Source organism: Sorangium sp. So ce1153 (assembly GCF_051521595.1).
Taxonomy (GTDB): Bacteria; Myxococcota_A; Polyangia; order Polyangiales; family Polyangiaceae; genus Sorangium.
Map to the genome: position 1 here is coordinate 14,068,174 of NZ_CP150361.1, position 25,886 is coordinate 14,094,059.

Consider the following 25,886-nt stretch of genomic DNA (forward strand, 5'->3'; position numbering starts at 1 on the left):
CTCCACATGTTGCGAACCCCCACACCCGTGCTCGGCGTCCTCGGCGGCAGCGGCCTGTACCAGATTGACGGCCTGAGCGAGGTCACCTGGCGCAAGGTGTCCTCGCCCTTCGGCGACCCCTCGGACGAGCTGTGCTTCGGCACGCTGCACGGCCACCGCGTGGTGTTCCTGCCGCGGCACGGCCGCGGCCATCGCATCCCGCCGTCGGAGATCAACTTCAGGGCGAACATCGACGCGCTCAAGCGCAGCGGCGTCACGGATGTCCTCTCGCTGTCCGCGGTGGGCAGCCTGCGCGAGGACCTGCTGCCGGGCACCTTCGTGGTGGTGGACCAGTTCATCGATCGCACGTTCGCGCGTCACAAGAGCTTCTTCTCCACGGGCGTGGTGGCGCACGTGTCCATGGCGAGGCCGGTGTGCCCGCGGCTGGGCGACGCGGTGATGGCCGCCTGCGAGGGCCTCGACATCACTGTGAGGCGCGGCGGCAAGTACCTCGTGATGGAGGGCCCGCAGTTCTCCTCGCTCGCCGAGAGCGAGCTGTACCGGAGCTGGGGCTGCGACGTCATCGGCATGACGAACATGCCCGAGGCCAAGCTCGCCCGGGAGGCGGAGCTCTGTTACGCGACCGTGGCCATGGTGACCGACTTCGATTGCTGGCACCCGGACCACGAGGCTGTCAGCGTGGACGAGGTGGTCTCCGCGCTGCACCGCAACGCGGACAGGGCGCGCGCGCTGGTGAGGAACGTGGTGCCGCTGCTCGGCAGCCACCAGGGCCCCTGCCGCCACGGCTGCCAGACGGCGCTGGACAGCGCGATCATCACGGCCCCGGAGGCGCGCGATCCCGCGCTCGTCGAGCGGCTCTCCGCGGTCGCCGGCCGCGTGCTGCGCTGAGGGAGGCCGTCGGCGAGCCCGCGGGGCGCCGCCCCTCAGACCCGGCGCAGCCGCTCCGCCGCGCGCTCGAGCGTCTCGTCCCGCTTGGCGAAGCAGAACCGCAGGACGGGCCCGGGCTCGACGCCGGAGAGGAACGGGGAGATCGGGATGGAGGCTACGCCGTGCTCGCGGATGAGGCGCAGCGCGAAATCGGCGTCTCGCTCGGTCGTGATCGCGGAGTAATCGACGAGCTGGAAATACGTGCCCTCGCACGGCAGAGGCCGGAATCGCGAGCCCTCGATGAGCTTCAGGAACCGGTCGCGCTTCGCCTGGTAGAAGGGGGCGAGATCGGCGGCGAGCGGATCGCGCGTGACGACCTCGGCATACGCGAGCTGGATGGCCGCGTTCACCGCGAACGTCACGAACTGGTGTACCCGCTGGATCTCGGCCGAGAGCGGCTGCGGCGCCGCGCAATAGCCCACCTTCCAGCCGGTCGTGTGGTACGTCTTCCCGAACGAGCTGATGACCACGGAGCGGTCGGCCAGCTCCGGATACCGCGCGAGGCTCTCGTGCCGGCGCGCGTCGAAGAGGATGTGCTCGTACACCTCGTCGCCGACGACGAGGGCGTCGGTCCCGTCCAGCACCCGCGCGAGCTCGCGCATGTCGTCGGCCGACAGCATCGTGCCGGTCGGGTTGTGCGGCGAGTTGATGAGCAAGAGCCGGGTCCGCGGCGTGAGCGCGCGCCGCACCTCGTCCCAGTCGACGCGGTACTCAGGATAGCGGAGCGTGACGAACACGGGCGTGCCGCCGTTGAGCTGCACGGCCGGCGCGTAGGAGTCGTAGCAGGGCTGGAACAGGATGACCTCGTCCCCGGGCCGGACGAACGCGGTCAGCGTGCTGAAGATGCCCTCGGTCGCGCCCGAGGTGATCGTGATCTCGGTCCCCGGATCGTAGCGGCGGCCGTAGAGCCGCTCGATCTTCGCGGAGAGCGCCTCGCGCAGCGCCAGCACGCCCTGCATGGGGGCATACTGGTTGTGGCCGGCGCGCATGTGGCGGGCGACGGTCTCGACCAGCTCCGGCGCGCAGTCGAAATCCGGAAAGCCTTGCGAGATGTTGATGGCGCCGTGCTCGTTCGCGAGGCGCGTCATCACCGTGAAGATGCTGACGCCGGTCGACGGCAGCTTCGAGGGGGGCAGAGGCGTGGTCATGATCGATTCCGCGGCCGGGCGCTGACTGGCCGGGACCTTAGCATGTCACCGCTTCAGCCGGCGATCCGATCGTGCTCCGGCCGCTCCGCGATGATCACCGAGTTGATCACCTCGTCGTGCGGATGGATCTCCAGGAGCGGCTCGAATGGCGCCATTCCATGGATGTCGACCTCGGGGTAAAGCAGCGTGCGTAGTCGCTGCGAGCTGCGGACGAGGAGCAGCGCGCCCGGGCGCATCACCCCGTGGAGGTGGTGGAGCAGGCGGCTCTTCTCGCGCCGGTTCATGCCGACGAGCGCCGCGAGGAACACGCAGTCGAACTCCGAGAGGTCGGAGCAGGCCAGGGCGTCGGCGCAGGCGAAGCTGAGCCTGTCCGAGAGCCCGAGCCGACGCGCGAGCGCGCGGGCGTCGGCGCACGCCTGCTCGTCCACGTCGATGTTGCTGACCGGGAGACCGAGGCGCTCGGCGAGCAGGATGGAGGTGAAGGGCAGCGGACCGGAGCCGATGAACAGCACGCGCCGCGGCGGCTCGTCGCGCGCGCCCCGCAGGCTGGAGAGCTCGAGCCGGGTCAGCTTCTCGTAGTTCACCGCGTACGGAAAGCTCCGGAGCTCGGCCGCCGGGTCGTCCGCGGCTGCGATGCGCCGCGCCCAGTGGCGCTCCAGCTCGTACTCGCCGCGCGAGCAGACGCGCCAGAGGCCCTCCCGGATCGCGCTCACGACGGGATCTCCGAGCACCTCGTCGGCCTCGCCGCGCGAGCGGGACATGGAGATGCTCACGAGCTCGCTGAACAGGTGGTTCACCCGCTGGCTCGGCTCGAGGGAGCCCATGCTCGCGAGCTCGTTGTAGATGCGGTGAATGCGTGTCGAAAGCGAAGAATCGATGGCCGTGTTCATGTTGCCCTCCAGATCAGCAGAGCCGTTCGTCAGGGTCGGAGTGCCAGGGCAGGGGAGCGGCGCTCCCCTCGTAAGCCGCCGGCAGGAGGGCGCGGAGCCGCGCCGCGGCGTCCTCATCTCGAGGCCAGGCGCGCCGCGCGCGAGGCGCTCCTCCGCGCGGCTCCGGAGGCATGCTGCGCCGCAAGCATGCCGGGGCCGCCGGCGCTGGCAGGCCACTTATGCGTCATAAACAACTAAATGTCAATTGCAAATGGATTGCGTTTAACAGGCGCGAGCGTTGCGGCTGGGCTGTCACTTCCCGTCCCGGTGCGCCTGGGATCAGGCGGCCAGCGAGGGCGCCAGATACGGGGCCTGGCGCCGGAGGATGCCCTCGGCCGTGTACAGGCGGGAGAACAGGTTGCGCGTGGCCGGGTCCGGATCCTCCCAGAGCCTCCTCATGTATCTCTGGTCGATGAGGCCGGCGCTGCTCAGCACAGAGCCCTGGTCGAAGAGGATGGCAGCCCTCTCCGCGAACGGCCTCGAGAACCACATCTCTGCGGGGATGGGGAACCCTTGCTTCTTGCGCGAGGCGATCACCGGAGGGACGAGGTCGGCGAGCGCCTGCTTGTAGATTCCCTTCTCCGAGCCGTCGAGCTGCTTCAGCTCGCCCTGGAAATCGAAGGCGACGCGGACGAGCTCGGTGCTCGCGAGGGGCGAGCGGGCCTCGACGCTGTGGCGCATGCTGATGAGGTCCATCTGCCGGAACTCGTAGACGGCGAGCCGGCCGTGGAAGTGCAGGAGCTGCACGGCCTGCAGGCTGTCGAGCGGCCAGTCGCTGTAGAGCGAGAGGATCTGGCGGTACTTGCTGGCCGTCAGGCGCGCGGCGTCGTGGTGAGGCATGAGCTGCCTCAGATCGGCCTTTCCGGACCAGTGGAACGTGGCGTAGTAGCGCTCGGCGAGCTCGGGGAGGGGCACGTCCGCCATCGCCCGGCCGTAGGAGTAGCCGTCGAAGAGCTCGTCGGGCCCGCTTCCGGAGAAGATGACGCGCGTCTCTCGCCCGGCCTCCTCGAAGAGCCGGATGAGGCAGGGCGCCTCCTGGGACCCCAGCGGCTCGCCGGCGGTCTCGATCCACCGGTCGAGGTAAGCGCAGTAATCGGTGTCCGACAGGGTGATCTCGGTGTGCTGCGCGGAGTGCTCCCGGGCCAGCGCTCTCGAGTAGGCGAACTCGTCGAAGACGCTGGTGCTCTTCGGGAGGAGCTGACCCGTCGGCCGAAAGCCGACGGAGAACGTCTTCATCGGCAGGCCGGCGCGGCGGGCCGCGGCGAGGACGGCCGTGGAGTCGATGCCGCCGCTCAGCAGGAGGCCATGGGGTACCTCGAGATCGAACGTCCGGCGGCAGCCGTCGACGACGGCATTCCTGATCTCCTGCTTGATCGCGGGGACGTCGTCCCTCGTCAGGTCGCCGCGCGGGATCCGGTAGAAGCGCCCCGTCTCCTGCCGCTCGGGCGTCCTGGTCAGCCAGGTGCCGGACTCGAGCTTGCGGATCTGCCGTACGTGCGTGGCGCTGCCGAGGATGAAGCGGTGCGCGGTGAACTCCGCGAGGCCGTCGAGGTCCCAGTCCTTCCTGCGGTAGGGGTCCTTGATGAGCGGGTCGATCTCCGAGGCGAAGACCAGGGCGTCGTCGTCCTCCCACAGGTAAACGGTCTTCTGCCCGGTGGGGTCGCAGGCGATGAGCCCTGTCTGCGTCGCGCTGTCGAACAGGGCGAAGGCGAACATGCCCTCGAGCTGCTCCACGCAGGCCAGCCCCCAGGCCTCGTACGCCGCGAGGATGACCTCGGTGTCCGAGGCGGTCCTGAACGGGAACCGCGACAGCCGCGCGCGCAGGTCGCGGTGGTTGTAGATCTCGCCGTTGAAGACGATGGTGAGGCGCTCATCGGTCGAGGTGAGCGGCATGTCCGCGCCGGGGTTCCCGGCGTCGGTGATGCGCAGCCGGTTGCTGCCGAGGAGCGCCCAGCTCGCGCATTGCACGGCGCCCCGCGCGTCCGGCCCGCGGTGGTGCATCGCTTCGAGGAGCGACGCCATCTCGTCGTGCTGCGCGGCGCCGATGGGCCGCTTCTTGTTGAAGACCCCAGCGATCGAACACATCGAGCACTCTCCTGGATGAAGGTGGACGGAGCGCGGTCCGGAAGGGGGCGTCAGGCGGTGACGGGCTCTCGAGGGCGCGCCGGGAACGCCGCGGGCAGGAGCCTCGGGAGCGCCAGGTGGAGATAGACAGAGCGCGTCAGGCTGAACAGGAGGAAGGCCATCCAGAGCCCGTGGTTGCCCCAGCGGGTCGAGAAGACAGGCCAGGTGACGAAGAAGACCAGGGTGGCGGCGAGCAGCGAATTTCGGACGGGACCGGCCCGGGTCGCGCCCGTGAACACGCACTCGAGGATCATGCTCCAGAAGATGGCGACCGGGAACAGGACCATCCAGACGAAGTAGCGGCCCGTCATCTGCGCGATTGACGCGAGCGGCGTGAACAGCCCGAGGATGGCCGGCTGCGCGACGAGGCACGCGAGGCTGAGCGCCAGCGCGGACAGCGAGGCCGTCCAGAACGAGAGCCGGATCGTGTCATGGAAGCGCTCGCGGGACTGGGCCCCTATCGCCTGGCCGGCGAGCATGCCCGCGGTGTTCCCCAGCCCGCCCAGCGCGCTGGAGATGACGAGCTGCATGTGCATGAGGATCGCGTTGACGGCCAGGACCTCGGGGCCGAGGAGCGCGCTCTGGCGGGTGATCCAGCCGAAGACGCCGAGCAGGCAGGTCGTTCGCACGAGGACGTCGCTGTTCACCCGCCACATGCGGGTGATGGCCTGGAGATCGACGAGGTGCCGCCACCGGAGATGGACGCCGCGCAGGTGGCCCTTGCGCCAGATCACCAGGAAGCCGACGAGGACCTTGGCCACCTCGGCCAGCACGGTGGCCCAGGCGACGCCGCTCACCCCGAGGTCGAGCGCCGTGACGAAGGAGACGGTGAGGACGAGGTTGAGCAGGTCCATCCCGACATAGAGCAGCACCGCCCAGCGCACCTCGGCCATGCCGATGAGCCAGCCCGCGACCACGTAGCCCATCAGCACCGCGGGAGCCCCCCAGATGCGCGCCTCGTAGTAGGCCGCCGCGTGGGACTCGACCCGTCCGTGGGCCCCCATGAGGTCGAGCCCGGCGGCCCCGAGGGGCCCCTGCAGCAGCAGAAAGACGCAGCCGACCAGGCCGGCGAAGACCAGGGGGCGGAACAGGTGCAACGCGGCCTCCTGGCGGTCCTCGGCTCCGCGCGCCTGGGCTGCGAAGCCGCTCGTGCTGGTCCGGAAGAAGCCGAGGAGCCAGTAAAGGGTGTTGAAGATCTGGCTGCCGACGGCGACTCCCCCCATCGTGGTCGCGTCGCCGAAGTGCCCCATGACGGCGGTGTCGGTGGCGTTCATGATCGGCCCCGACAGGCCGGCGAGGGTCAGGGGGAGCGCGAGCTTCCAGTACGACCCGAAGCTCAAGGCCTCCTGGCGGGGCTGCGTGCGGTGCTGGGCCATCGATCCAGCGCTCATCACAGCGTGAAGGAGAGGAGGTGTGTCAGGATCTTGTCGTAGGGAGCGGGCCACGTCTTCCGCCTCAGGAGCTCGGGCTTGAAGCCCCGGCGCAGCGCGTGCGCCGTGATGCCCTTCAGGTTGCTGGCGTTCGAGAGCACGGTGACGACCCTGCCCCCCGGCGCGAGCAGCTCTCGAGAGGCGATCTCATCGAAGAAGCGCACCATGATCGCGGAGCCCGAGAAGTTCACCCGCGTGAGATCGGGATCGTCGGAGCGCAGCGGGTTCGCGGGCGGGTTGAAGACGATCACGTCGGCGCGCCGCCCGGAGGGCAGCGCGGAGAAGAGATCCGAGACCAGGAAGTGGTGCCTTCCGGGGTCGCGCGGCCCGGTGTGCCGCTCGAAGCTCGCGAGGCTCGACGCGACGCTCGCTTCGTGGATGTCCATCGCGTGGATCTCGCGGGCGCCGCGCTGCCGCGCGAGGACGGGCTCGACACCCGCCCCGCACCCCATCACGACCACCGAGGCGCCCTGCGTCTCGACGAGCCCGTCGTGGAGGGCGTCGAAGATCACCTCGCTCGTCCCGCCCGGCACGAGGACGCCGTGCGGGACAGCGAACGCGAGCCGGCGGTAGACGTAATCGCCTCCCAGGACCCTGGTGCCCCGGTTGACCTGCTCGATCTCCTCGGCGGAGAGCATGGGCGGCAGGGAGCGATAGAATTGCCTGATCGGCTCGGCGAGCGCGGCGACCTCGCGCGTGGCCAGCGCCAGACCGTGAATGTCCTCGATCCGCGGCGTTTGACTCTCCATGGCTCACATCTCCCGTGCTTTCCCGTCGCGGGTCAGCAGCGTGTAACGGTCACTCGACGGGTCCCGGCCGGCGGCGGGCCGGGCAGATCTCGCGCCCGAGGCGCCCGCCTCCTCGAGCCACGGCGTCGCATCGAGGCGGCGGACGGCCAGCGGGAGCATGGCGCCGAGCAGCGCGAGGACGCCGAGCAGCCCCGCGAGGCCGGAGAGGTGCAAGGGCCGCGGGGCGCCGTCGAAGCTGTGGCGCGGGACGGCGTCGATGTCGAACGCGGCGAGGCCCTTGTCGTTGAAGACGAGCGGATAGAAGTACCGCTTGAGCTGCTCGTGGTAGGCGGCGATGCTGTCCCTGAAGGCGAGCTCCGTGGCCATGTCCGTGCCAGCCATCCGGTCGAGCACGAGCTCCAGCGCGAGCGGCGGCAGCACGAGGGCGGCCCGCGCGGTCCACTGGTCCCGGCGCGCGAGCGCAGCGTGGTAGTCCTCGACCTGCCGGGCGACGTGCGCGTCGCCCACCTCGTGCATGGCGTAGTACCAGGGCCAGGAGAAGCGGTCTTCCGGCACCGGGGTGGAGGCCCACTCGGGCCGCCGCGCGAAGAACGGATCGAGGGTGGCGCGCTTCGGCCGGTCCCAGCCGGCGTTCATCTCCTGCCGCTGCGCGAGCGTGACCTCGACGCCGCCGCGGGCGGGAGAGCCGGTGATGATCGCGAGGTTGACGAGCGCGGGCAAGAGGACGCACCACGAGATCCAGGCGCCCACGAGCGAGATGGCGTTCCACGCGGACGAGCGGCGCAAGGAGGCCACGAGGAACACGACGACGAACCAGAGCGCGATGTACGCGAGCGACGCGAGCGCGAAGGCGCCAGCGCGCGCGTCGAGCGGGAGGCGGAGCCAGGCGACGGCGAAGGCGAGCAGCGCGAGCGCGACGGCGGAGACCAGCGCGGCCCGCAGGGCGAGGCGGAGGGCGAGCAGGCGGGACAGGCGCGTCGGCTGGGAGCAGACGAGCGGCTCCGTGCCGAGGTCGTCGTCGCGCGACCGGACATCGTAGCTCACGCCGATGATGAAGAGCGGGAAGAGGAAGATGAGGACGAACCCGTGATCGAAGCTGCCGGAGAGCTGCTTGAGCGGATTGGCGATGTCGGTCTGATAGAGCTGGGGCACGAGGCCGATGAAGCGCAGGTGCCGGCTGTACGGGTGGACGTCGCGCAGCCCGGTCGAGAGCGCCGTCCACTCGTTCGGCTCGTGCGCGATCGGCATCGCGAGGTAGTAGAGGACGAGGCCGAGGTCGTCCTCCGGCGCGTGCGTCTTGCGGAGGTAGCTCTCCTCCTCTCTGAGCGCTGGCTCGAGCGCCGCGATGACCTCGCGCTCGTGGGCGACGCGGGCCGCGCCGTCCACGATGGCGGCGACGCCGGCGGCGAGCAGGAGGAGGACGGAGACGAGGAGCATCCGCGCGCGGAGCAGCTGGCGGAGCTCCAGGCGCGCACGCACGTGAAAAGGTGCGAGAAAGGAGCTCATGACGCCTCTCCGTGGCGGCGGGTGAAGAGCGCGACGCCGAGCGAGAGCGCCGCCGCCCACGCGAGCACGGCGAGGCCCGCGGGCGCGACGCGGGACAGCGCCCACGCGGCGGGAGGCCTCCTGTGCTGGAACGGGGCGAACTCGCTCCACTCCGCCCGATCGACCCGCTGCGCCTTGTCGTTCTGCCAGCGGATCTTCGTGATGTGCAGCTGATTCAGGTGCTGGCTGAAGGCATAGCGGTGCGCCTCGGCCTGCTCCTCGAAGTCGACGAGGTGATGCGCGTCGGTGCCGGCGAGCCCCATCGAGAACGACCGGATCGCGAGCAGCGGCGTGAACAGGCCGGCGCGGAGCGCGAGCCCGTCCTGGGCGCGGTGCGCCTCGAACAGGCGCGTGTAGTAATCGTTGAACACCGCGGTGGTGACCTTCTCCCCCTCGCGCATGACGACGCCGCCGTAGTTGACCGGAAGGTCTTCGACGCGCGAGGCGCCGTGCGCGGCCAGGGTGCGGCGCCGGAGCTCCTGGAAATGGGGGTTGCTCGGGTCGTGGCTGTCTCCCACGTCGCGCATCGCGCGCGCGAGGTCGAGCTCGACCTGCGCCCGCGACGGCGTGGGGTGGAGGCGGCTCGCGGCCTGGGTGGCGAGCCGCGGCACGACGATCCAGAGCGCGACCCACAGGCCGAGCAGCGTCAGGAGGGCGCCCTGCGCGCGGCGGTGGAAGGACGAGACGAGCACGCCGAGCGCCGTGCAGGCCGCCAGATAAACGGCGTAGCCGCCCGCGAGCCCGGCCGCGCGGAGGAGCGTGTCGCTGGAGCCGTCGAGCACGCCCGTGAGCAGCGCGCCCGCGAGCGCGAGCGCGAGGAGCGGCGCGAGCCACAGCGCGACGGCGAGCAGCGTTCCGAGGACCTTCCCGGCGATGAGGACGCGCGCGTCGACGCCCTGGGAGACGGCGAGGCGCCATGTCCCCGACTCGCGCTCTCCGGCGACGCTGGCGAACGTCATGCAGAAGATGAGCAGCGGGAGCAGCACCTGGAGGACGAAGGCCGCGCTCGGCGTGCCGAAGCGCGCGAGCTCGCTCGACTGCGCGGCCTCGCTGAAGCTCAGCGTGTTGCGCTGGTGCGGCTCGAGGAAGATCGAGGTGCCGGCGAAGGACTCGAGGCCGGGATCGAAGAAGCCGAGGGGGCTCGGGTCGCGGAAGGCGAAGGACCCATAATGGGCGGCGCGGTGCGGGTGGCGATCGGGCTGCTCGACCCACTGGCGGTGGACCAGCTCCTGGAAGGCCGCGCGCTGGCGGGCCTCTTCGGTGTGCCTCGCCGCCTCGAGCAGGAAGGCGGCGACGAGGAGCGCCGCGACGAGCGCGGCGGCGATGCGGACGGTGCGGTTGCGCAGCGCGCGGATGGCCTCGTGCCGCGCCGCTGTCGAGAGGGCTCTCATGCGCTGACTCCCTGTGGGTCTCGTCGGACCGCGGCGCCTCAGAAGCTCAGGGTGCCAGTCACGTACGCCGAGCGAGCGTCGCCCGGGTTGTGCTGGGCCCCGGCGGCGCCGAAGTCCTTGTACCAGATGGACGTGTCGTACGACCGGTCGAGCAGGTTGTGCGCCTCGACGCCGAGCGCGATCGACTCGGACACGTCGTAGGCCGCGCTCGCGTTGAGGACGACGTAGTCGCCGACCTTTCGCGAGCCGTTCTCCTCGGTGGTGTTCTCCTTGTTCAGGTAGTAATCGCCCTGCGCGTAGCAAAAGAGCGAGACGAGCAGCTCCTGCGTGGGGTGAACGTCGATCCCGGCCTTCGCGCTGAAGCTCGGGACGTGGTCGAGCTCCTTGCCCTTGTTCGCGGCGAGCGCCGGGCCCGGCTCGACCTGCTCGGAGATGGCGCGGCTGAACGCGCCCCACACGGAGAGGAAATCGAACGGGCGCAGCGCGAGCTCGACATCGAAGCCGCGGCGCAGCGTCTTGCCGACGTTCTCGGCGTCGCCGGAGCCGTCCCCCTTGTCCCGCACCTCGCCGCTCGCGCGCTGCTCCCAGTACGCGACGTGGCTCTTGAGCCAGGGGGAGAGGCTCGAGCGGTAGCCGACCTCCCAGCCGTCGTTGATCGACGGATCGAGCGGCGTGCCCTGGGTGGCGTACGCGCCCTTGCCCGTGCCGATCTGGAACGAGCGACCGTAGTTGGCATACACGCTCTGCCCCTTCACCGGCGTCACCAGGACGCTCGCCTTGGGCTGCAAGATGAAGCCGTAGTCGTTGAGGCCATGGTCGACCCTGCGGGGCGCCTCTCCCTCGGGCTGCTCGAGGAAGCTGCCCGCGCCGGCGAGGCGGTCGGCCCGCAGCGCGGCCACGATTTTGATCGGCTCGAGCGGGCGCGCGCTCGCCTGCAGGTAAGAACCGGCGGCGTGGAGGTCGAAGTCCTCGTCGCGGAAGGCGGCGCCCTGCCGCGCGCGGTCCACCGTGGGGATGCGCTGGTATCTGCTGTCCTGGAGCTGGTAGTCGACGCCCCACTCGACGGTGAGGTCGAGCGCCCGCGGCTCGCGCGCCCGGTAGGTGAGCACCGAGATCGCGCCGTATTGCCGGTCGTCCTCGATCCGGAGCTGCTGATCGAGGTCCGGGTCGAACTTCACCCAGCGGTCCCGCAGGAACGCCTGGCCATAGGCCTTCAGCTGCCAGGAGAGGCCCTCGGTGAGCTCGTGATCCAGATGCACGCTCGCGTGGAGGGTCGCCTGCCGGCCGCCGTCGGTCGCCGAATAGGCGGGTGAGGCTGTGGGGCGCGCGCGCGCGTCCTCCGCGGACAGGTAGCCGGGGGCGTCCGCGTCGAGGAGCATGCCCCGCAGGATGAGCCCGATCCTGAGCTGCCTGGACGGCTCGTAGAACCACTTGGCAGAGCCGGCGACCTTGTCGGAGCGCGCGTGATCGCGGTAGCTGTCCGAGCCGCGGTAGCCCGCGAAGTAGGTCTGGCTCAGCGCGCCGCGCTCGTTCGCGACGAGCACCTGGGGCTCCACGGTCCAGAAGCTCCCGGCGAGGAGCCGGGCGATCCGCTCGTTCCCGGTCTTTCGGGTGACGACGTGGATGTTGCCAGCGACGTTGTTGAGCCCGTAGCGCGGGTCGTTCGTGCCCTTGACGACCTCGATCCGCTCGATCTCGAGCGGAAACACGGCCTTCATGTCGGGGAGGCCGACGTGGTGGTTGCTGGGGATGCCGTCGATGAGGAGCTTCGTGTGGGCGACGTCGCCCTGCGTGTTGAAGCCGCGGAGCCCCACGTCGGCGTTGATGATGCCCTGGTTGAAGGACTCGACGTAGACCGCCGGCACGCGCCGGAGCAGCTCGAGCGGCTCGGCGGTGCTCTGATTCTGGATCTCCTCGCCGCCGAGGATATCGACCGAGGTCACGACGTCGGCGCTGTCGAGCGGTCCGATGCGCTGGCCGATGACGACGACCTCCTCGCCGAGCATGGCAGCGGCGTCCGGCGCCGCGGCGGCGTCTGCGGGGGGCGCGGCCGCGGCGGCGGAGGCCGAGAGGAGCGCGACGAGCGCGCTGGCGAGCCCGGAGGTGCGCGCGCGCGGGGTCACAGCAGGGCCTCGGGGGCGGGCCCGGCGGGCGCGCCGTGGCGCGAGGGGAGCTGGGGAGTCGCGTCGCCGGGGGGGTCGAAGTGGCGGCGGTACAGCGAGAGGATGTCGGCCTCGGACAGCCCGGCGGCGATCGCGACCTCGACCAGCCGGCCGGCCTTCATGACGCCGATCCGGCGCGCGATGCTCGCGACGGCGCCGAGGTCGTGGGTCACCATCAGCACGGCCGCGCCGCGGTCGCTCTCGCGCCGGATCGCGGCGCAGAGCTCGCGGACAGCGCCCGGATCGAGGCCCGAGGTCGGCTCGTCGAGGAGCAGGGCGCTGGCGCCCTTCGCCTGAGAGAGGGCGAGGACGACCTTCTGCCGCATGCCCTTGGAGTAGCCGCTCGCCGCGCGGTGCACGGCGCCCTCGGGCAGCCCGGCCGCGGTGAGCAGCCGCGACAGCTCCGCGGAGGGGGGCACGCGCGCCTCGGACAGGCCGAGAAAATAAGCGAGGTTCTCGCAGCCGCTGAGGTGCGGATAGAGCCGCACCTGCTCCGGGACGTAGGCGATCCGCCGCCGGGCCGCGATGGGGTCGGGCTCCACGTGGGCGGAGGCCACGTACGCCGCGCCGGAGGAAGGCCTCGCGAACCCGAGGAAGAGGTTCAGCGTGGTGGTCTTGCCCGCGCCGTTCGGGCCGAGGAGGCAGAACACCTCTCCGGCCGGGACCTCGAGATCGAGCGCGTCGAGCGCGGGGACGCCCCCGTAGGACTTCGAAAGTTTCTTCGCTGTGAGCATGAGAATGCCGCCGGGGCCATCGCCGCCGGCGGCGCACCCTATGCGATCGGCTCAACTGAAAGTCAATTGCAAATGTGATGCATCTACATCCGGATGGCATATCGACCGCGTCGAGGCGGTGCGGGCGGCGAAGGCGGCGCGGGCGGCAGATCGAGCGAGCCTCGCCCCTGTCCACGTCGCATGAGCGCTACTCTCCTGCGCGTCGGCGCGTCGGCGGGTCCGTGCGCTCCGGACGCTCGTCATCAGGGCCAACCCGGGGAGCGAGGGCGACCGTGCGCGGACCTGGCTCGAGGGCGGCGCTCCGCGAGACGCGCCGCGTACCGGCCGCGCGCCGGCGCGCCGCGGGCGTGATACGGTGCCGCCGCGGGCGCGGGGGGAGCGGCGCTTCGCTCCACGCTGCGCGTCGCAGAGAGGGGAGACCGTGCGCCTGAAGGACAAGATCGCGCTCATCACCGGGGCGAGCAGGGGGATCGGGAGGGCCAGCGCGCTGGCGCTGAGCCGCGAGGGGGCCGTCGTGGTCGGGGTGGCGCGCACCGCGGCCGACCTGGACGCGCTCGAGCGGGAGCTCCGCGCGGCGGGCGGCCGAGGGCTGATGATCGAGGCCGACGTCACCCGCGCCGCGTCGGTCGCCGCGTGCGTGGAGCGGGCGGTCGGCGAGCTCGGGCGGGTCGACATCCTCGTCAACAACGCGGGCATCGGCGGCTACCGGCCGTTCCTCGAGTGGTCGGAGGACGACTACGACCGCATCATGGCGACGAACATGAAGGGGACCTGGCTCTTCTGCCGCGAGGTCATCCCCCACATGCGCCGCCAGGGCGGCGGCCACATCATCAACGTCGCCAGCGTCGCCGGCCTCCAGGGCTACCCGAACGAGGCGATCTACTGCGCGTCCAAGTTCGCGCAGGTCGGCCTGACGCAGGCGCTCGACCGCGAGTTCTGGCAGGAGAACATCAAGGTGAGCGCCGTCTGCCCCGGCGGCGTCGAGACCCACTTCGCGATCGGCGACGGCCGGACCGCCGGCTCGGAGCGCATGCAGGGCTTCTCCACCGCCGAGGACGTGGCGGAGGCCGTGGTGCTCGCCGCGCTGCCGCGCGACCGATCGCGCATCGTGCAGATCGTGATGCGGCCGATGAACGAGGCCACCTAGAGCGACAAACGGGTTGAAGCTGCCTGAAAAGCGCAGCAATTCGAACCGCCAAGACGCCAAGGACGCCAAGAAGAGAATCCTATCTTGGCGTTCTTGGCGTCTTGGCGGTTCATCTCTCGCTTGATCAACGTGATCGGTGTCCTAGCGCCTCGCCGCCGAAGGACGAAGCTGTGCTGGCGAACGGGCGCGATCCGTCGCTCCTGTCGGAGGGTCGGGGGAGCGTGACGACGCGGCATCACCGCGTGGGCTGGCCGAGCTCCTCTATACACACGTGGTTTTCAGGGCACTCCACGTCCGACGTGCAGCTCTGCGCCTCACGCCCCCGGACGCGTGCACCTGCCACCTTCGCAGGACTGACCATCCACAGGGCAGTCGGCCTCGGTCGTGCAGGAGTTGATGCCATTACTGCAGACACCACTTTTGCCGCAAAATAAGGGGCAATCTGCGTCTGTGACGCATGCGGTGTCGACCGGGGGCTGCGTGGACTTGCAGGTCTCACCGATGCACACGTAATTTTCAGGGCACCCCCCGTACTCCGGCTCCGGATACTCCGGCCCGCAGACCTGCACCCCCGGACCCTCGCAAACACCCTCGGTGCAGATCTGACCACGGAGGGGGCAGTCGGCGTCGATCGTGCAGAACCCAGCGCCATCGCTGCAGAAGCCATTTCGGGAGCACAAGTCATCCCCAGGGCAATCCGCGTCCGCGATGCACTCGACGCAGGCGCCGCTCACGCAGGAGAGCGCCGAAGGGCAATCCGCGTCCGCGATGCACTCGACGCATTCGCCGCTCACGCAGGAGAGCGCCGAAGGGCAATCCGCGTCCGCGATGCACTCGACGCATTCGCCGCTCACGCAGGAGAGCCCCGAAGGGCAATCCGCGTCCGCGACGCACGCGCCGGACGCGGCGCCATCGACGCATTCGCCGCTCACGCAGGAGAGCCCCGAAGGGCACTCCGCGTCCGTGACGCAGCTCGTCTGGCACGCGCCCTCGCCGCACGTCCTCCCTTCGCCGCACTCGGCGTCGGTGGTGCACGCGATCTGTTGATTGTCCTGGCCGATCTCGATGATGTCGGGAGTACACGAGAACATCGCCGTCGCGATCGTCAGGCCCGCTGCGCTGATGAACCTCTGGATTTTCATGTTCGCTCCTCTCCCTGGCCAATGGCCGCGAGCGGAGCGATCCGTGTGAGAAAATCCCCCTCGAGTCATTTCCCTTCGCACGCGGAGCGCACGCGACCCGAATACGGCGAGCCGGGGCTCTCCCGCAGGAAATCGAGCATTGCCGCGCGACCTTCCGCTGTCTTGCCGAGGTTGCACAGCGCCACGACGCGGGCAGCGGCCCGCTCCTCTTGAAGCTCGTGCCCGCCCGCATCCGCGGCGTCGAGCAGCGAGAGCGCGCGCTCCGGGTCGCCACGCCGGAGCGATTCGTGGACCTCGCGCAGCCGCCGCGTCTCGGCGACGAGCGGATCTTCTGCCGGCACCCCGGGCAGCGCTCCCGGTCCGCCCACAGGGGCCGACCGAGGCGCTCTCCCGGGCGTCTTCGGCCGCTCGATCGCCGCCGGCGACGGGTCGAGCTTCCTGGCCTCCGCGGGCTCGCCCGGCAGAGCCGGCTCGCGCGGCCCCTCCGCGGGCGCGCGGTCGTCCGGCAGAGCCGGCTCGCGCGGCCCCTCCGCGGGCGCGCGGTCGTCGCTCGGCGCCGGCCGCCCCGCGACCGCCGCGCGCGCGCGCTCGGCGACCACGGCGCCGGCGTGGCTCGCGCGCGGGACGGCCCTCGGCTCGCCCTGCGTCGTGTGCAGCGTGGCCACGACGGCCGCGGGCGCGAGCACCGCCACGATCCCCCACGGCAGCGCCGCCTTCGCCGACACCATCGCGAAGCCCGTCTTCGCGGCCCCGCCCGCCGTGACGGCCGTGCCGAGGGCCAGGCTCCGGCGGAGCTTCGCGCGCACGCGCGCGCGGTCCGCCGCCGTGCTCCGGTCGCCGTTGCGGGCGGCCTCGAGGATCGATCGCGACAGGGGCCCGAGCTGACTCATGCCTCCGCTCCTCTCTGCGTGCTTCCCGCCGCGCGCCGGGGCCCCGCGTTCATCGCGACCTCCACCCTTCGCGCGCCCGCAGGCGCGCCGCGCCCTGCTCGAACTCCTTGCGAGCCGCCCGGAGGCGCGCGTAAACGGTGTTCACGTTGGCCCCGGTCGCCTCCGCGATCTCCGGCACCGTCAGCTGCTCGAGCTCCGCGAGCACGAAGACGGCGCGCTTGTTGTCGTCGAGCCCCTCGAGCAGCGTGTGCAAGAGCCGCGTCGCCTGCGCCTGCGCCAGCGCTTCGTCACAGCCGGCCGCGCCGCTCTCCACCTGGTCGGGATCGAGGGGCGGGGACAGGGATCTCGCGAGCGGGCTCTTGCGCGCGTAGGCCCTCCGGTGCTCCCGCGCGACGCGCGCGACGATGCCCGAGAGCCACGCGCGGAGCGTGGAGCGGGGCTCGAACGTCGAGAGCTTTCGGTGGACGACGAGAAACACTTCCTGCACCGCGTCGTCGGCGTGGCAGTCCGGGACGCCGAGCCGGCGCACGTTGCGCCAGACGAAATCGAAGTGGCGCTCGTAGATCGCATCGAACTCGAGCGCTGCCTCGCAGTCTGCCGATTCTGCTGGGGGCGCAATCTCCGCCCCGGCAGGATCGGCACCCAGGGTGAAGGCACGGGCGGCCACCCTCGCCCATGGCCAGCGCGCGCCGATCCCGTGAAGAAAAACGACCGCGCCCATCAAAACGCGAGCTCGAGCCCCAGGGCGGCCCGCGCCGCGACGCTCGGCTCGTGGACCTCGCCGACGCCTTCGAGCACGAAGCGCGGGTGCTTGAGCGGCACCACCGCCTCGAGACGGAGCCTCAGGCGCACCCACGGCGCGACGACCCACGCCGCCGCCGCGCCGCCGCGCAAGGCCGCCCACAGGCCGTTCCCTTCATCCGGGTCGCTCACGCCGTACCCCTCGGCGTGCATGCGGCCGAGCTCGAAGCCGGCGCAAGGCAGACCGACCTCGAAGCGCGGCCGGACGGCGCGCGCAAGGGGCGGCAAGAGGGCGCACGCCGCGAGCGAGCCGGCGACGAGACCGATGGTCCCGCCGCTCCGGGGTCTGGCTGCGGACGCCGCCGTGTTCCTGGCCCAGAACGATGCCCCGACCTCCAGCCGCGCGGGGCCGACGACGACGCCGGCCCACGGCTCGATGGCGCTGCCCAGGTGCTGCATCGTGCCCAGGTCGCCGATGCCGCCGACCCCGATGCGAAAGAGGGGAGCCCCCTCGGCCGCGCCGTCCGTCGGCCGCTCGCGTCCCCTCGCCGGGGGCGCGGACCTCGACGGCACCCTCGGCGGCGTGGGCGCGGCGGTTCGAGCCGCGGCGGCCGGGGGCTCCGGGGCGGGATCGGCGAGGCGCGCCCCGGCGCTCGAGCGATCGCCCGTCGCTGGGCTGTCCGACCGCGCCGCGACCTCCGGATCGATCGCCATCGCCACCATGAGGGCCCCCGCGTCGGCCAGCGCACGGCACGTCGCGCCGCGCACGGTTCGCGCGCTCCGCCATCCGTCGCGAGACATCTCGATGGACAGCACGAACCCGGTGCCGACGGGCGTGACGGTGCCCGCCGCCCGGAGGGTGCCGTTCGAGGCGGGGCCCTGGTCCCCGAGGAGCCGGGTGATCTCGGCCTCGACGGCCGCGCCCGAGGGGCAGTCGGCGGGGGCCATCCATCGCAAGGCGAAGGGGCGATCGTCGGCGCGCGCGGCGCTCGAAGCGAGGGGCGCGACGCACGGGATCACGAGGGCAAAGAGCAGCGCTTGCGCCCCTGTGCGTGAAGTACGCATGCGCGTCGCACCCTATCACGCGCCGGTGGCGGCGCGCCGCCGCCACCGGCGCGGCCCATGGCGGCCCCAGGCGACTCTCTCCTTGGTGCTCCTGGCGTCCTGGCGGTTCATGCCCTCTCTTCCGAGGACCGCGCCAGGCGATGTCAGGGACTCCGGTAGACGCCAGCGTTCATGTGGCGGCTCGAAGGTGGAGACGGCTTCGTCCCCGACACGACATAGCCGACGCTGCCGCCGGCGCTCGCGTACCTCTTGCTGGCGATCGCCTCGGCGGTCCTCTTGGCCGCCGCCATCGCCGCCGCCCAGCAGGCCTCGAAGTCCTGCTCCTCGCCGCCGCCGGCGAGGAAATAGCGGCGCGTGTCGGGCCGGCTCCAGATGCAGAAGTCGCGCCGGGCGAAGTCGGAGAGCTCCTCCGCTGTCGCGCGCTGCTCCGCGGAAGCATAGGGAGGCAGCATCACGTTCGCCTTGTCGTTGAGGTAGACCTGGATATCGATGAGCCCGTGTCTGGCGAAGAGCTCGGGGATGAGCTCGCCAAGGGAGTTGTTCCCTTCGCCCAGCGCTGCTTTGCCCCGCTCGCACAGGAGCTGGAAGCGCACGAGGGCGAGCGTCTCGTCCACCGGGGCCTGCAGCACGGCCGCGCTGAGCAGGGCGCTGGCCAGGTTGTTCGGCTCGGCCACCGCGACGAGGCCGCCTGGCCTGGTGACGCGGACCATCTCGGAGAGCATCGCGCCCGGATCCGCGGCGTGGATGAGCACCGTCTGGCACGTCACGAGATCGAACGTGTCGCCATCGAAAGGCAGCTGCTCGGCGACAGCTACCTGATAGCGGAACCGCTCTCCCTCGCCGCGCGCGGCCGCGCGCTCCGTGGCCTTCTCCACCCAGACCGGGTCGCGGTCGACGCCGGTTACGCGCGCCGCCCGCGGCAGCACGCCGCCGAGCACGCGGCCCCAGTGGCCGACGCCGCACCCGATGTCGAGCACCTCGCGGACGCGGCTCAGCCCCCACCTCCGCGCGAGCAGCTCGACGTAATCGCGGTTCCACCAGCCATCGCGCGTATCGCCGAAGTACTCGGCCGAATGCGATGGGTGCTCGACGAATTCATTTCCCATGACAGCGCACCTCGTGCGGGCCTCAAGAGAAGGTATGGCGTCAACGTATCGCCGCCGCGGCCCTCGACGCAACTCGACGCCGGCGCGGCCGCGCCCGATCAGACCGCGGCGCGCGGCCTGGCCAGCGCGTCCCAGGCCGCCATGGCGCAGTCGACGACCGCCAGGAGCGCCTCGCGCGAGGCGCCGTCGCGGGCCTGGATCGAGAGGCCCTGGAGCACGGTCGTGTAGAAGGCGGCGAGCGCCGCCGTGTCGGTGCCCGCCGGCAGATCGCCCTCGGCGACGCCGCGATCGAGCCGGCGCTGGAGCTCGACGAGCGCGCCCCGCCGGACCTCGGCGAGGTGGCTGCGCACCGCCTCGCTCTCCTGCGTGCCGAGCGTCGCGGCGAGCACGATCATGCAGCCGCTCGGCTTGCCCGGGCTCACGTAAGCCTCCGCGTTGCCGCGGAGCATCGCCTCGACCGCCCGGCGCGCCGTCGGCTCCTCGCGCATCGCGCGCGCCACCGCCGCGCCCTCGACCTCGCTGTAGAGCGACACGGCCTCGCGAAACAGCGCCTCCTTGCAGCCGAACGCGGCGTAGAGGCTCGGCGAGTTGATGCCCATCGCGGTCGTCAGATCGCTGAGCGACGTGCCCTCGTAGCCCCGCTCCCAGAACACCTCCATCGCCCGCCGCAGGGCGGAGGCCCGGTCGAAGCTGCGCGGCCGACCCCGTCCGGCCATCACCAGGACCTTTCTGTGTCGATCGCTAAATAAATCGATTGACCTCCGCGCACACGGCGGAGTATACATTGTGTATCGATCGGCACAGAAAAGAGGTAGGCATGGCGGAGTTCGCAGGCAAGGTGGCGCTGGTGACCGGGGGCAGCCGAGGGATCGGCGCGGCGATCGTCAGGCGGCTGGCGCGGGGCGGGGCGGATGTGGCGCTGACGTACGTGAGCGCGCCGGAGCGGGGGCGCGCGGTGGTCGCCGACGTCGAGGCGGCGGGCCGGCGGGGGCTGGCGATCGCGGCGGACAGCGCGGACGCGGCCGCCGTGGTCGGCGCTGTCGAGCGGACGGTGGCCGAGCTCGGCCGGCTCGACATCCTCATCAACAACGCCGGCATCGCGCTGATGGGGCCGCTCGACGCCGTGACGCTCGAGGACGTGGACCGGACGCTGGCGATCCACGTGCGGTCCGTCTTCCTCGCCTCGCAGGCCGCGGCACGGCACATGGGCGCTGGCGGGCGCATCGTCAGCATCGGCAGCTGCCTCGCCGAGCGGGTGCCGTGGCCGGGCATGACCCTGTACTCGACGAGCAAGGCGGCGCTGGTGGGCCTCACGAAGGGCCTCGCCCGCGACCTCGGGGCGCGCGGCATCACGGCCAACCTCGTCCAGCCCGGGCCGATCGACACGGACATGAACCCGGCCGACGGCGCGGGGGCGGACGGGCAGCGGGGCCTCGTCGCGGTCGGCCAGTACGGCAGCGTCGACGACATCGCCGCCACGGTCGCGCACCTCGCCGGCGAGGGCGGGCGCTTCATCACCGGCGCGACGATCGCCGTCGACGGCGGGTTCGCGGCCTGAGCGCGCCGTGGCCCGGGCGCTCCTCGCCGGGGCCGGTCTCCTGGAGAGCGTGCGGGCGATCGGGCTGAAGCACGCCGAGGGCTTCACGCGGCTCTGGCGTCAGAGCGACTCCAGGTAGGCGACCAGGGCCCGCCGGTCCTCGGCCGACAGGTGCGCTGTGTGGCCCATCGTGCCGTCGACCCCCTCGACCAGCGCCAGCAGCGTCGCGTAGCGGCCGTCGTGGTAGTACGGCGCGGACCGGCCGACGAAGCGCAGGGACGGCGTATCGAAGGCGCGCACGGCCTCGAAGCGGGTCGCGCTGCGCACGTCGTGGCGGGCGCCGTCGGTGGTCAGCTCGTCGCCGAGGTGACAGCTCGAGCAGCCCGCCCTGGCGCTGTGGAAGAGCGCGTCGCCGCGCGCGGCGAGGTCCGCGCGGGCGGCGGCCTCCGTGGCGGCGGCCGTGGCGGCGCCGGCCTGGACGGCGGGCGGCGGCGGCCCGACGGTGACGGCGCGCTCCTCGGCCGGCGCCGGGGAGGCCGCCGCCTCGCCGGGCCGCTCCATGCCGCGGAGGTAGGCGAAGATCGCGTCGCGCTCGTCCGCGCGCAGGCCGGTGCCCCCGAGCCGCGACAGGGTCCGGGCGAAGTGGCCCTCCAGGTCCTTCTTGTTCCCCTCCCAGCCATACGGCGCCGTACCGACGAGCCGGCCCATCAGCACCGGCGTCTGGCGCGGGCCCTCCGGCGTCGACCACGTGAGCGCGTCGTCCCGGCCGTCGGGGTGGCAGCTCGCGCAGGCGCGGCCGTCGAACGCGATGCGCCGCCCGCCGGCCGCGTGGAAGAGCCGCTGGCCCTCCGCGCGCTGCTCGTCGAGGCGCGACGCGCGGGGCAGGACGACGACCGGCAGCTCGCCCGCGAGCTGCTTGCTGGGCGCGCGGATCTCGGTCGGCCCCGGGTCGCGGGCGGCGGGCAGGAGGGTCAGCGCGCCGTCGAACCGCGAGAAGACCACGGCGCGCCGGCGCGCGCTGTCGACGGCGATCGCCGTGGGCCCGGCGCCCACGCGGGCGCGGAAGAGCTCCCGATCCCGCACCGAGCCGACCCGCGGCGGCTCGCCGGGGACCTGCGCGCGGGCGTCGTAGGCGATCACCTCGTCGAGGCCGAGGCAGGCGACGAGCAAGACCGCCTCGCCAGGCTCGATCGCGGCCGCGCGCGGCAGATGGCAGCCCTGCGTCCCGAGGTGGCGCGAGACCGGCGGGACGTCCGCCCGCTCGCCGTTCGCGTCGACGACCGCGATGTGCTCGATCACCGTCTGGACGCGCGCGCTGCCGTAGCCGCCGCCGCCCGTCTCGGGCCCCGGGTCCACGAGCGCGATGGGCGCGAACACCGCGCCGTTCGCCGCGCGCGCCAGCGCGAAGCCCTGCGAGCCGCGGCGCTCGACGCGCGCCGACGGGCGGCGCGGCAGGGACAGCACGTCGTCGAGCGGATCGAAGCCGGGGCTCGGCGCATGCGCGCTCGGGAGGGGTCCTGGCAGGCTGACCTTCTTCGACAGCACCGGCGGAGAGCGCCACTCCGCCCCGTCCGTCGAGAGCTCTCGCGCGCCGGTTGGAAACGGCGCGCCGCCTTCGCCGAGCGCCACGACGCTGATGCGGCCGCCCACGGCGTGGGAGACGAACGCGCGCGCGCCGTCGGCCGACGCGACGACCGCGCTCGGGTCCCGCGCGAGCGGGAGCTCGCCGAGGCGCCGGAGGTCGGCGGTCGCGAGGCTGGTGAGCGCGTGGCCCCAGCGGCTCGCGACGAGCAGCGTCGCGCGGTCCGGCGTCATCGCGAGCCCCACCGGCTCGCTCGCCACGGGCACGAGGCAGCGCCGCGCGAGCGGGGCGGCGGCGTCGCCGGGCTCGAGGACCTCGAGCAGGCCGCGGTCGCGCAGCGAGGCCACGACGCGGCCGTCGCCGAGCACGATCACCTGGGCGGGCCGGCCCGCGAGCGGGGTGCGCGCGATCGCGGCGCGGGCGTCGAGGTCCACGGTGTGGATGGCGCCGTCGTCCTCGTCGGCGACGAAGGCGAGGGTGCGCCCGGCGAGGTCCGCGAGGGCGACGCCGGAGCCGGCGTGCGTCGGATCGAGGGGCGCGGGCGCGGGGCCGGCGCCGCGGCGGGCGCAGGGCGGAGCGGGCGGCAGCGCGGCGGCGGCCGGGGCGCTCGGCGGCGGCGCTGGGGCTGGCGCCGGGTCGCGCGGGGTGGAGGCGCAGGCGAGCAGGAAAAAGGCGAGGGCGGTCGGGGAGGCGGCTCTCATGACCGGACCATCGAGCGAGCGGGCAAGAGTGTGACGGCGTCGTGCGATGGGCGCCGTGCGACGGGCGCCGCTCGCCAGCGGAGCGCGCGGGAGCTTGCGCGCGACCCGACCCGGGTTGCGTCGTCGCGCCTCACCAGGCCAGCGCAATCTCAAATCACCCGGCAGACCTCCCCGCAATTCATGGCTGGAGCCCCGCCGGCGCGCTGCGCCCGCGGGTGTCAGCCATGACGCCCACCCCTCATGACGCCCTGTTCAAGGCCACGTTCAGCCAGCCGGAGCACGCCGCCGCGGCGCTCCGCGAGGTGCTGCCCGCCGCGTTGGCCGCCCGCATCGACTTCGCGACGCTGGCGCTGCAGTCCGGTAGCTTCATCGACCAGAAGCTCGCCGCGAGCCAGAGCGACCTGCTCTTCTCCGCCAGGCTGGGGCGAGCGTCGGTGTTCATCTACGTGCTCTTCGAGCACCAGAGCACGACGCACCCGCTGATGGCGTTCCGTCTGCTCGAGTACATGGTGCGCATCTGGCACGGGTACCTGGAGCGCCACCCGAAGTCGACGCGCATTCCGGCGATCCTGCCGGTCGTGTTGCACCACAGCGACATCGGGTGGAACGCGGCAGTTGCGTTCCAGGAGCTCATCGACCTGCCGCCGGGGACGCTGGCGCTGATCGCGGAGCACGTGCCGCACTTCCGGTTCGTGCTGGACGACATCAGCGCGGAGACGGACGAGGCGCTGCGCGCGCGGGCGATGACGGCGCTGGGGTGGCTGGTCTTGTGGTGTTTCCGGCACGCGCGCCGCCCCGAGGAGCTCGTGGCGCGCCTGTCCGGCTGGTACGACGTGGTCCGGGAGGTGCGTCGCGCGCCCGGCGGTGGGGCTGCGCTCGCGCGCGTGTGGCGTATATCTTGAACATCGCCGACCCGGCCCAGCCGAGGGAGCTGCTGCAGCGGCTGCTCGCGGCGGCGGGGCCGGAGGCCGAGGAGGAGATCGTGACCATCGCAGACTACCTTCGCGAGCAGGGCCGCCAGGCGGGCGAGCGTGAGGGCCGCCTCGAGGGGCAGCGCAGCACGCTGCTCAAGCAGCTCCGGTTGCGCTTCGGCGAGCTGCCGGAGCCGGTCGTGGCGCGCGTCCGCGCCGCCGATACCGCGCAGATCGAAGGCTGGACCGAGCGCGTCCTCACCTCGCCCACGCTCGATGACGTCCTGACCGAGCGCTGAGCGGGGCCGCCCTAGAACACCGAGCACGTTGAAACCCGGAGAATTTTCACAGGGAGGCGGGGAGGCGGGGAGGGAGAAAAAATGAAGTTCTTTCTCCTGCCGTCTCTCGCTCCCCGCCTCCCCGCCTCCCTGTGAAAATTCCTGCTTTTTCTCGTGGTTTCAACCCGTTTGTCGCTCTAGGCGGGCTGCCAGTCGTCTGCGTGAAACTGAGGGAACGAGATCTTGCAGGTCCCGGGATCGATGCCCGAGATCAGGGCTTGACCGTTCTGATCGAGCAATCCCTCGCGGAAGGATTGGTCTGGCAGCTCGATACGGTATTTCTTGAACGGGACAGGCCGCGGCGGGCTCCCGTCGTCCATGAGCTGAATCCCGACCCAGGTCTTGTCCTCCTTGGCCGGAGGCTCAGGCTGGCTGGGCTCGATCACCTCCGGCGGCCCGATGGGCGCGCTGGAAGAGGTGTACGGCATCCGGTACGCGTAGAGGCTCCCGTCGAGGAGCGCTCCGCGCAGCCGCGCCACGAGCTCCCTCGGATCGAGCGCGGGGCCCGTCGACACCGGGAAGCCGAGCGCCTCGCCGATCTCGGTGAGGATCGCCCGGCCGTGGACGGCGTCGGCGACCCACGCTTCCAGCAGCCACGTCGCTTCCAGCGCTGGAAGCACCCTGGCCCCGTCCGGTAACGGCGCGTCGTATCGACGCGCGAACCACACTTTCTCAGGGAAGCAGCCGAAGCCCCAGCGGTGGCCCATTGCGTTCTCAGTTCACCCCGAGCCTCCACGTCATCACGCCGCCTGGGTCGAGTCAAGGCGCGGGCGCGGGCGGGCATGACCATCGGCCACCTCATGGTCTCCCACCGCTCGCACGCCGCTCGCGCCGGCCAGTTCACGGCGCTTGAGGGCGCGGCCGCGTCGCGGTACGATGCCGGTAAATCAACTTGCTTGCGGGTGTTCGCTCCTGGAGGAACGATGCCTCACCAGCACATCGTCAGACAGGGAGAATGCCTCTCGAGCATCGCCCCGAAGTACGGATTCTCCGACTGGCGAGTCATCTACAACCACCCTGACAACGCCGAGTTCAAGAAGCGGCGCCCCAACCCGAACCTCATCTATCCGGGCGACGTCCTCGTCATCCCCGACATGGCGCCGAAGGCGGTCGAGGTCCCGACGGGCGGGAATCACGTCTTCACGGTCAAGGTCCCGAAGACGGTGCTCCGCCTCCTCCTCGAGGTCGAGGAGCCGTTCGCGTACGAGCTGAAATACCGCGACGTGGTCGTCAGCGGCACGACGGACGGCAAGAGCCCCATCGAGCACCCCATCCCCGCCGATCTGGACGGCGCGGAGCTCGCGGCCTGGCCGGACACGCCGGACAACGAGGAGGCGCGCGCCGGCGGGGTCACCTGGGCGCTGCAGCTCGGGCACCTCGATCCGATCGAGAGCGCGAGCGGCGTGCAGGGGCGCCTCAAGAACCTCGGCTATTTCTCGCGCGAGGTGGACGGCAAGGACGGGCCCGAGCTGGCCAACGCGCTGGCGTGGTACCAGTCGGCGTCGGGCCTCGAGCCGACCGGGGTCCTCGACGACGCGACGCGCGCGAAGCTCCTGAAACGCCACGACGGCGCGTGACGAGAAGGAA

The 25,886-nt window shown here is 71.8% G+C and carries 23 protein-coding genes; 6 read left to right on the forward strand and 17 right to left on the reverse strand.

Annotated features, from left to right (window positions below; all coding sequences use genetic code 11):
* The first annotated feature begins 6 nt into the window (after window positions 1-6).
* Window positions 7-888, forward strand: coding sequence for an S-methyl-5'-thioadenosine phosphorylase (locus tag WME85_RS51225; protein ID WP_437832890.1), 882 nt, complete (start codon window positions 7-9; stop codon window positions 886-888).
* 35 nt (window positions 889-923) lie between these two features.
* On the opposite strand, the gene WME85_RS51230 is transcribed toward WME85_RS51225, so the two are convergent.
* From WME85_RS51230 to WME85_RS51270, 9 genes are all read right to left on the reverse strand, one after another.
* Window positions 924-2,075: a methionine aminotransferase gene (locus WME85_RS51230; RefSeq protein WP_437832892.1), complete on the reverse strand. Its 1,152-nt coding sequence runs from the start codon at window positions 2,073-2,075 to the stop codon at window positions 924-926.
* A gap of 53 nt (window positions 2,076-2,128) precedes the next feature.
* Window positions 2,129-2,965: a nicotianamine synthase family protein gene (locus tag WME85_RS51235; RefSeq protein WP_437832893.1), complete on the reverse strand. Its 837-nt coding sequence runs from the start codon at window positions 2,963-2,965 to the stop codon at window positions 2,129-2,131.
* A gap of 318 nt (window positions 2,966-3,283) precedes the next feature.
* Window positions 3,284-5,089 carry an asparagine synthase (glutamine-hydrolyzing) gene (gene asnB, locus WME85_RS51240; RefSeq protein WP_437832895.1) on the reverse strand — a complete coding sequence of 602 codons (1,806 nt, stop codon included), beginning with the start codon at window positions 5,087-5,089 and terminating at the stop codon, window positions 3,284-3,286.
* Window positions 5,090-5,139: 50 nt separating this feature from the next.
* Window positions 5,140-6,504 (reverse strand): MATE family efflux transporter, encoded by a 1,365-nt coding sequence (locus WME85_RS51245; protein ID WP_437832896.1) that lies wholly within the window; start codon window positions 6,502-6,504, stop codon window positions 5,140-5,142.
* A gap of 14 nt (window positions 6,505-6,518) precedes the next feature.
* Window positions 6,519-7,307: a methyltransferase gene (locus tag WME85_RS51250; RefSeq protein WP_437832898.1), complete on the reverse strand. Its 789-nt coding sequence runs from the start codon at window positions 7,305-7,307 to the stop codon at window positions 6,519-6,521.
* A gap of 3 nt (window positions 7,308-7,310) precedes the next feature.
* Window positions 7,311-8,813: a DUF3526 domain-containing protein gene (locus tag WME85_RS51255; RefSeq protein WP_437832900.1), complete on the reverse strand. Its 1,503-nt coding sequence runs from the start codon at window positions 8,811-8,813 to the stop codon at window positions 7,311-7,313.
* Entirely contained in the window at window positions 8,810-10,243 is a 1,434-nt protein-coding gene (locus WME85_RS51260) for an ABC transporter permease (protein WP_437832902.1), read from the reverse strand. Before WME85_RS51260 ends, WME85_RS51255 begins: the two co-directional genes overlap by 4 nt.
* 38 nt (window positions 10,244-10,281) lie before the next feature.
* The gene (locus tag WME85_RS51265; RefSeq protein WP_437832904.1) at window positions 10,282-12,366 is read right to left on the reverse strand and encodes a TonB-dependent receptor; all 2,085 of its coding nucleotides are present in this window, start codon (window positions 12,364-12,366) and stop codon (window positions 10,282-10,284) included.
* The gene (locus WME85_RS51270; protein ID WP_437832906.1) at window positions 12,363-13,139 is read right to left on the reverse strand and encodes an ABC transporter ATP-binding protein; all 777 of its coding nucleotides are present in this window, start codon (window positions 13,137-13,139) and stop codon (window positions 12,363-12,365) included. Before WME85_RS51270 ends, WME85_RS51265 begins: the two co-directional genes overlap by 4 nt.
* Before the next feature lie 421 nt (window positions 13,140-13,560).
* Here WME85_RS51270 and WME85_RS51275 point away from each other — a divergent pair, with 421 nt between their 5' ends.
* Window positions 13,561-14,286 (forward strand): SDR family oxidoreductase, encoded by a 726-nt coding sequence (locus WME85_RS51275; protein ID WP_437832908.1) that lies wholly within the window; start codon window positions 13,561-13,563, stop codon window positions 14,284-14,286.
* A gap of 314 nt (window positions 14,287-14,600) precedes the next feature.
* On the opposite strand, the gene WME85_RS51280 is transcribed toward WME85_RS51275, so the two are convergent.
* The 6 genes from WME85_RS51280 to WME85_RS51305 form a co-directional block, all read right to left on the reverse strand.
* Window positions 14,601-15,428 (reverse strand): hypothetical protein, encoded by an 828-nt coding sequence (locus tag WME85_RS51280; protein ID WP_437832909.1) that lies wholly within the window; start codon window positions 15,426-15,428, stop codon window positions 14,601-14,603.
* A 65-nt stretch (window positions 15,429-15,493) separates the two neighbouring features.
* Window positions 15,494-16,318 (reverse strand): hypothetical protein, encoded by an 825-nt coding sequence (locus WME85_RS51285; RefSeq protein ID WP_437832911.1) that lies wholly within the window; start codon window positions 16,316-16,318, stop codon window positions 15,494-15,496.
* A gap of 49 nt (window positions 16,319-16,367) precedes the next feature.
* Window positions 16,368-16,985, reverse strand: a complete 618-nt coding sequence (locus tag WME85_RS51290; RefSeq protein WP_437832913.1) for an RNA polymerase sigma factor — start codon at window positions 16,983-16,985, stop codon at window positions 16,368-16,370.
* Window positions 16,986-17,038: 53 nt separating this feature from the next.
* Window positions 17,039-18,124, reverse strand: a complete 1,086-nt coding sequence (locus WME85_RS51295) for a hypothetical protein (RefSeq protein WP_437832915.1) — start codon at window positions 18,122-18,124, stop codon at window positions 17,039-17,041.
* A gap of 143 nt (window positions 18,125-18,267) precedes the next feature.
* A complete protein-coding gene (locus WME85_RS51300; RefSeq protein WP_437832917.1) occupies window positions 18,268-19,230 on the reverse strand; it encodes a class I SAM-dependent methyltransferase in 963 nt (320 codons plus the stop codon).
* A 98-nt stretch (window positions 19,231-19,328) separates the two neighbouring features.
* A complete protein-coding gene (locus tag WME85_RS51305) occupies window positions 19,329-19,946 on the reverse strand; it encodes a TetR/AcrR family transcriptional regulator (RefSeq protein WP_437832919.1) in 618 nt (205 codons plus the stop codon).
* 101 nt (window positions 19,947-20,047) lie between these two features.
* On the opposite strand from WME85_RS51305, the gene WME85_RS51310 reads away from it, so the two are divergent.
* Window positions 20,048-20,788, forward strand: a complete 741-nt coding sequence (locus tag WME85_RS51310) for an SDR family oxidoreductase (protein ID WP_437832921.1) — start codon at window positions 20,048-20,050, stop codon at window positions 20,786-20,788.
* Between the two features lie 99 nt (window positions 20,789-20,887).
* Here WME85_RS51310 and WME85_RS51315 read toward each other — a convergent pair whose 3' ends face one another.
* Window positions 20,888-23,050, reverse strand: a complete 2,163-nt coding sequence (locus tag WME85_RS51315) for a cytochrome C peroxidase (RefSeq protein ID WP_437832923.1) — start codon at window positions 23,048-23,050, stop codon at window positions 20,888-20,890.
* Window positions 23,051-23,274: 224 nt separating this feature from the next.
* Between WME85_RS51315 and WME85_RS51320 the strand changes: the two genes are divergently transcribed.
* Window positions 23,275-23,952, forward strand: coding sequence for an Rpn family recombination-promoting nuclease/putative transposase (locus tag WME85_RS51320; RefSeq protein WP_437832925.1), 678 nt, complete (start codon window positions 23,275-23,277; stop codon window positions 23,950-23,952).
* Window positions 23,949-24,260: a DUF4351 domain-containing protein gene (locus WME85_RS51325; protein ID WP_437832926.1), complete on the forward strand. Its 312-nt coding sequence runs from the start codon at window positions 23,949-23,951 to the stop codon at window positions 24,258-24,260. The genes WME85_RS51320 and WME85_RS51325 overlap by 4 nt, the downstream gene beginning before the upstream one ends.
* Before the next feature lie 176 nt (window positions 24,261-24,436).
* Here WME85_RS51325 and WME85_RS51330 read toward each other — a convergent pair whose 3' ends face one another.
* Complete coding sequence (locus WME85_RS51330) at window positions 24,437-24,919, reverse strand: hypothetical protein (RefSeq protein ID WP_437832928.1); 483 nt, start codon at window positions 24,917-24,919, stop codon at window positions 24,437-24,439.
* 303 nt (window positions 24,920-25,222) lie between these two features.
* On the opposite strand from WME85_RS51330, the gene WME85_RS51335 reads away from it, so the two are divergent.
* Complete coding sequence (locus tag WME85_RS51335) at window positions 25,223-25,876, forward strand: peptidoglycan-binding protein (protein WP_437832929.1); 654 nt, start codon at window positions 25,223-25,225, stop codon at window positions 25,874-25,876.
* Window positions 25,877-25,886 lie beyond the last annotated feature (10 nt).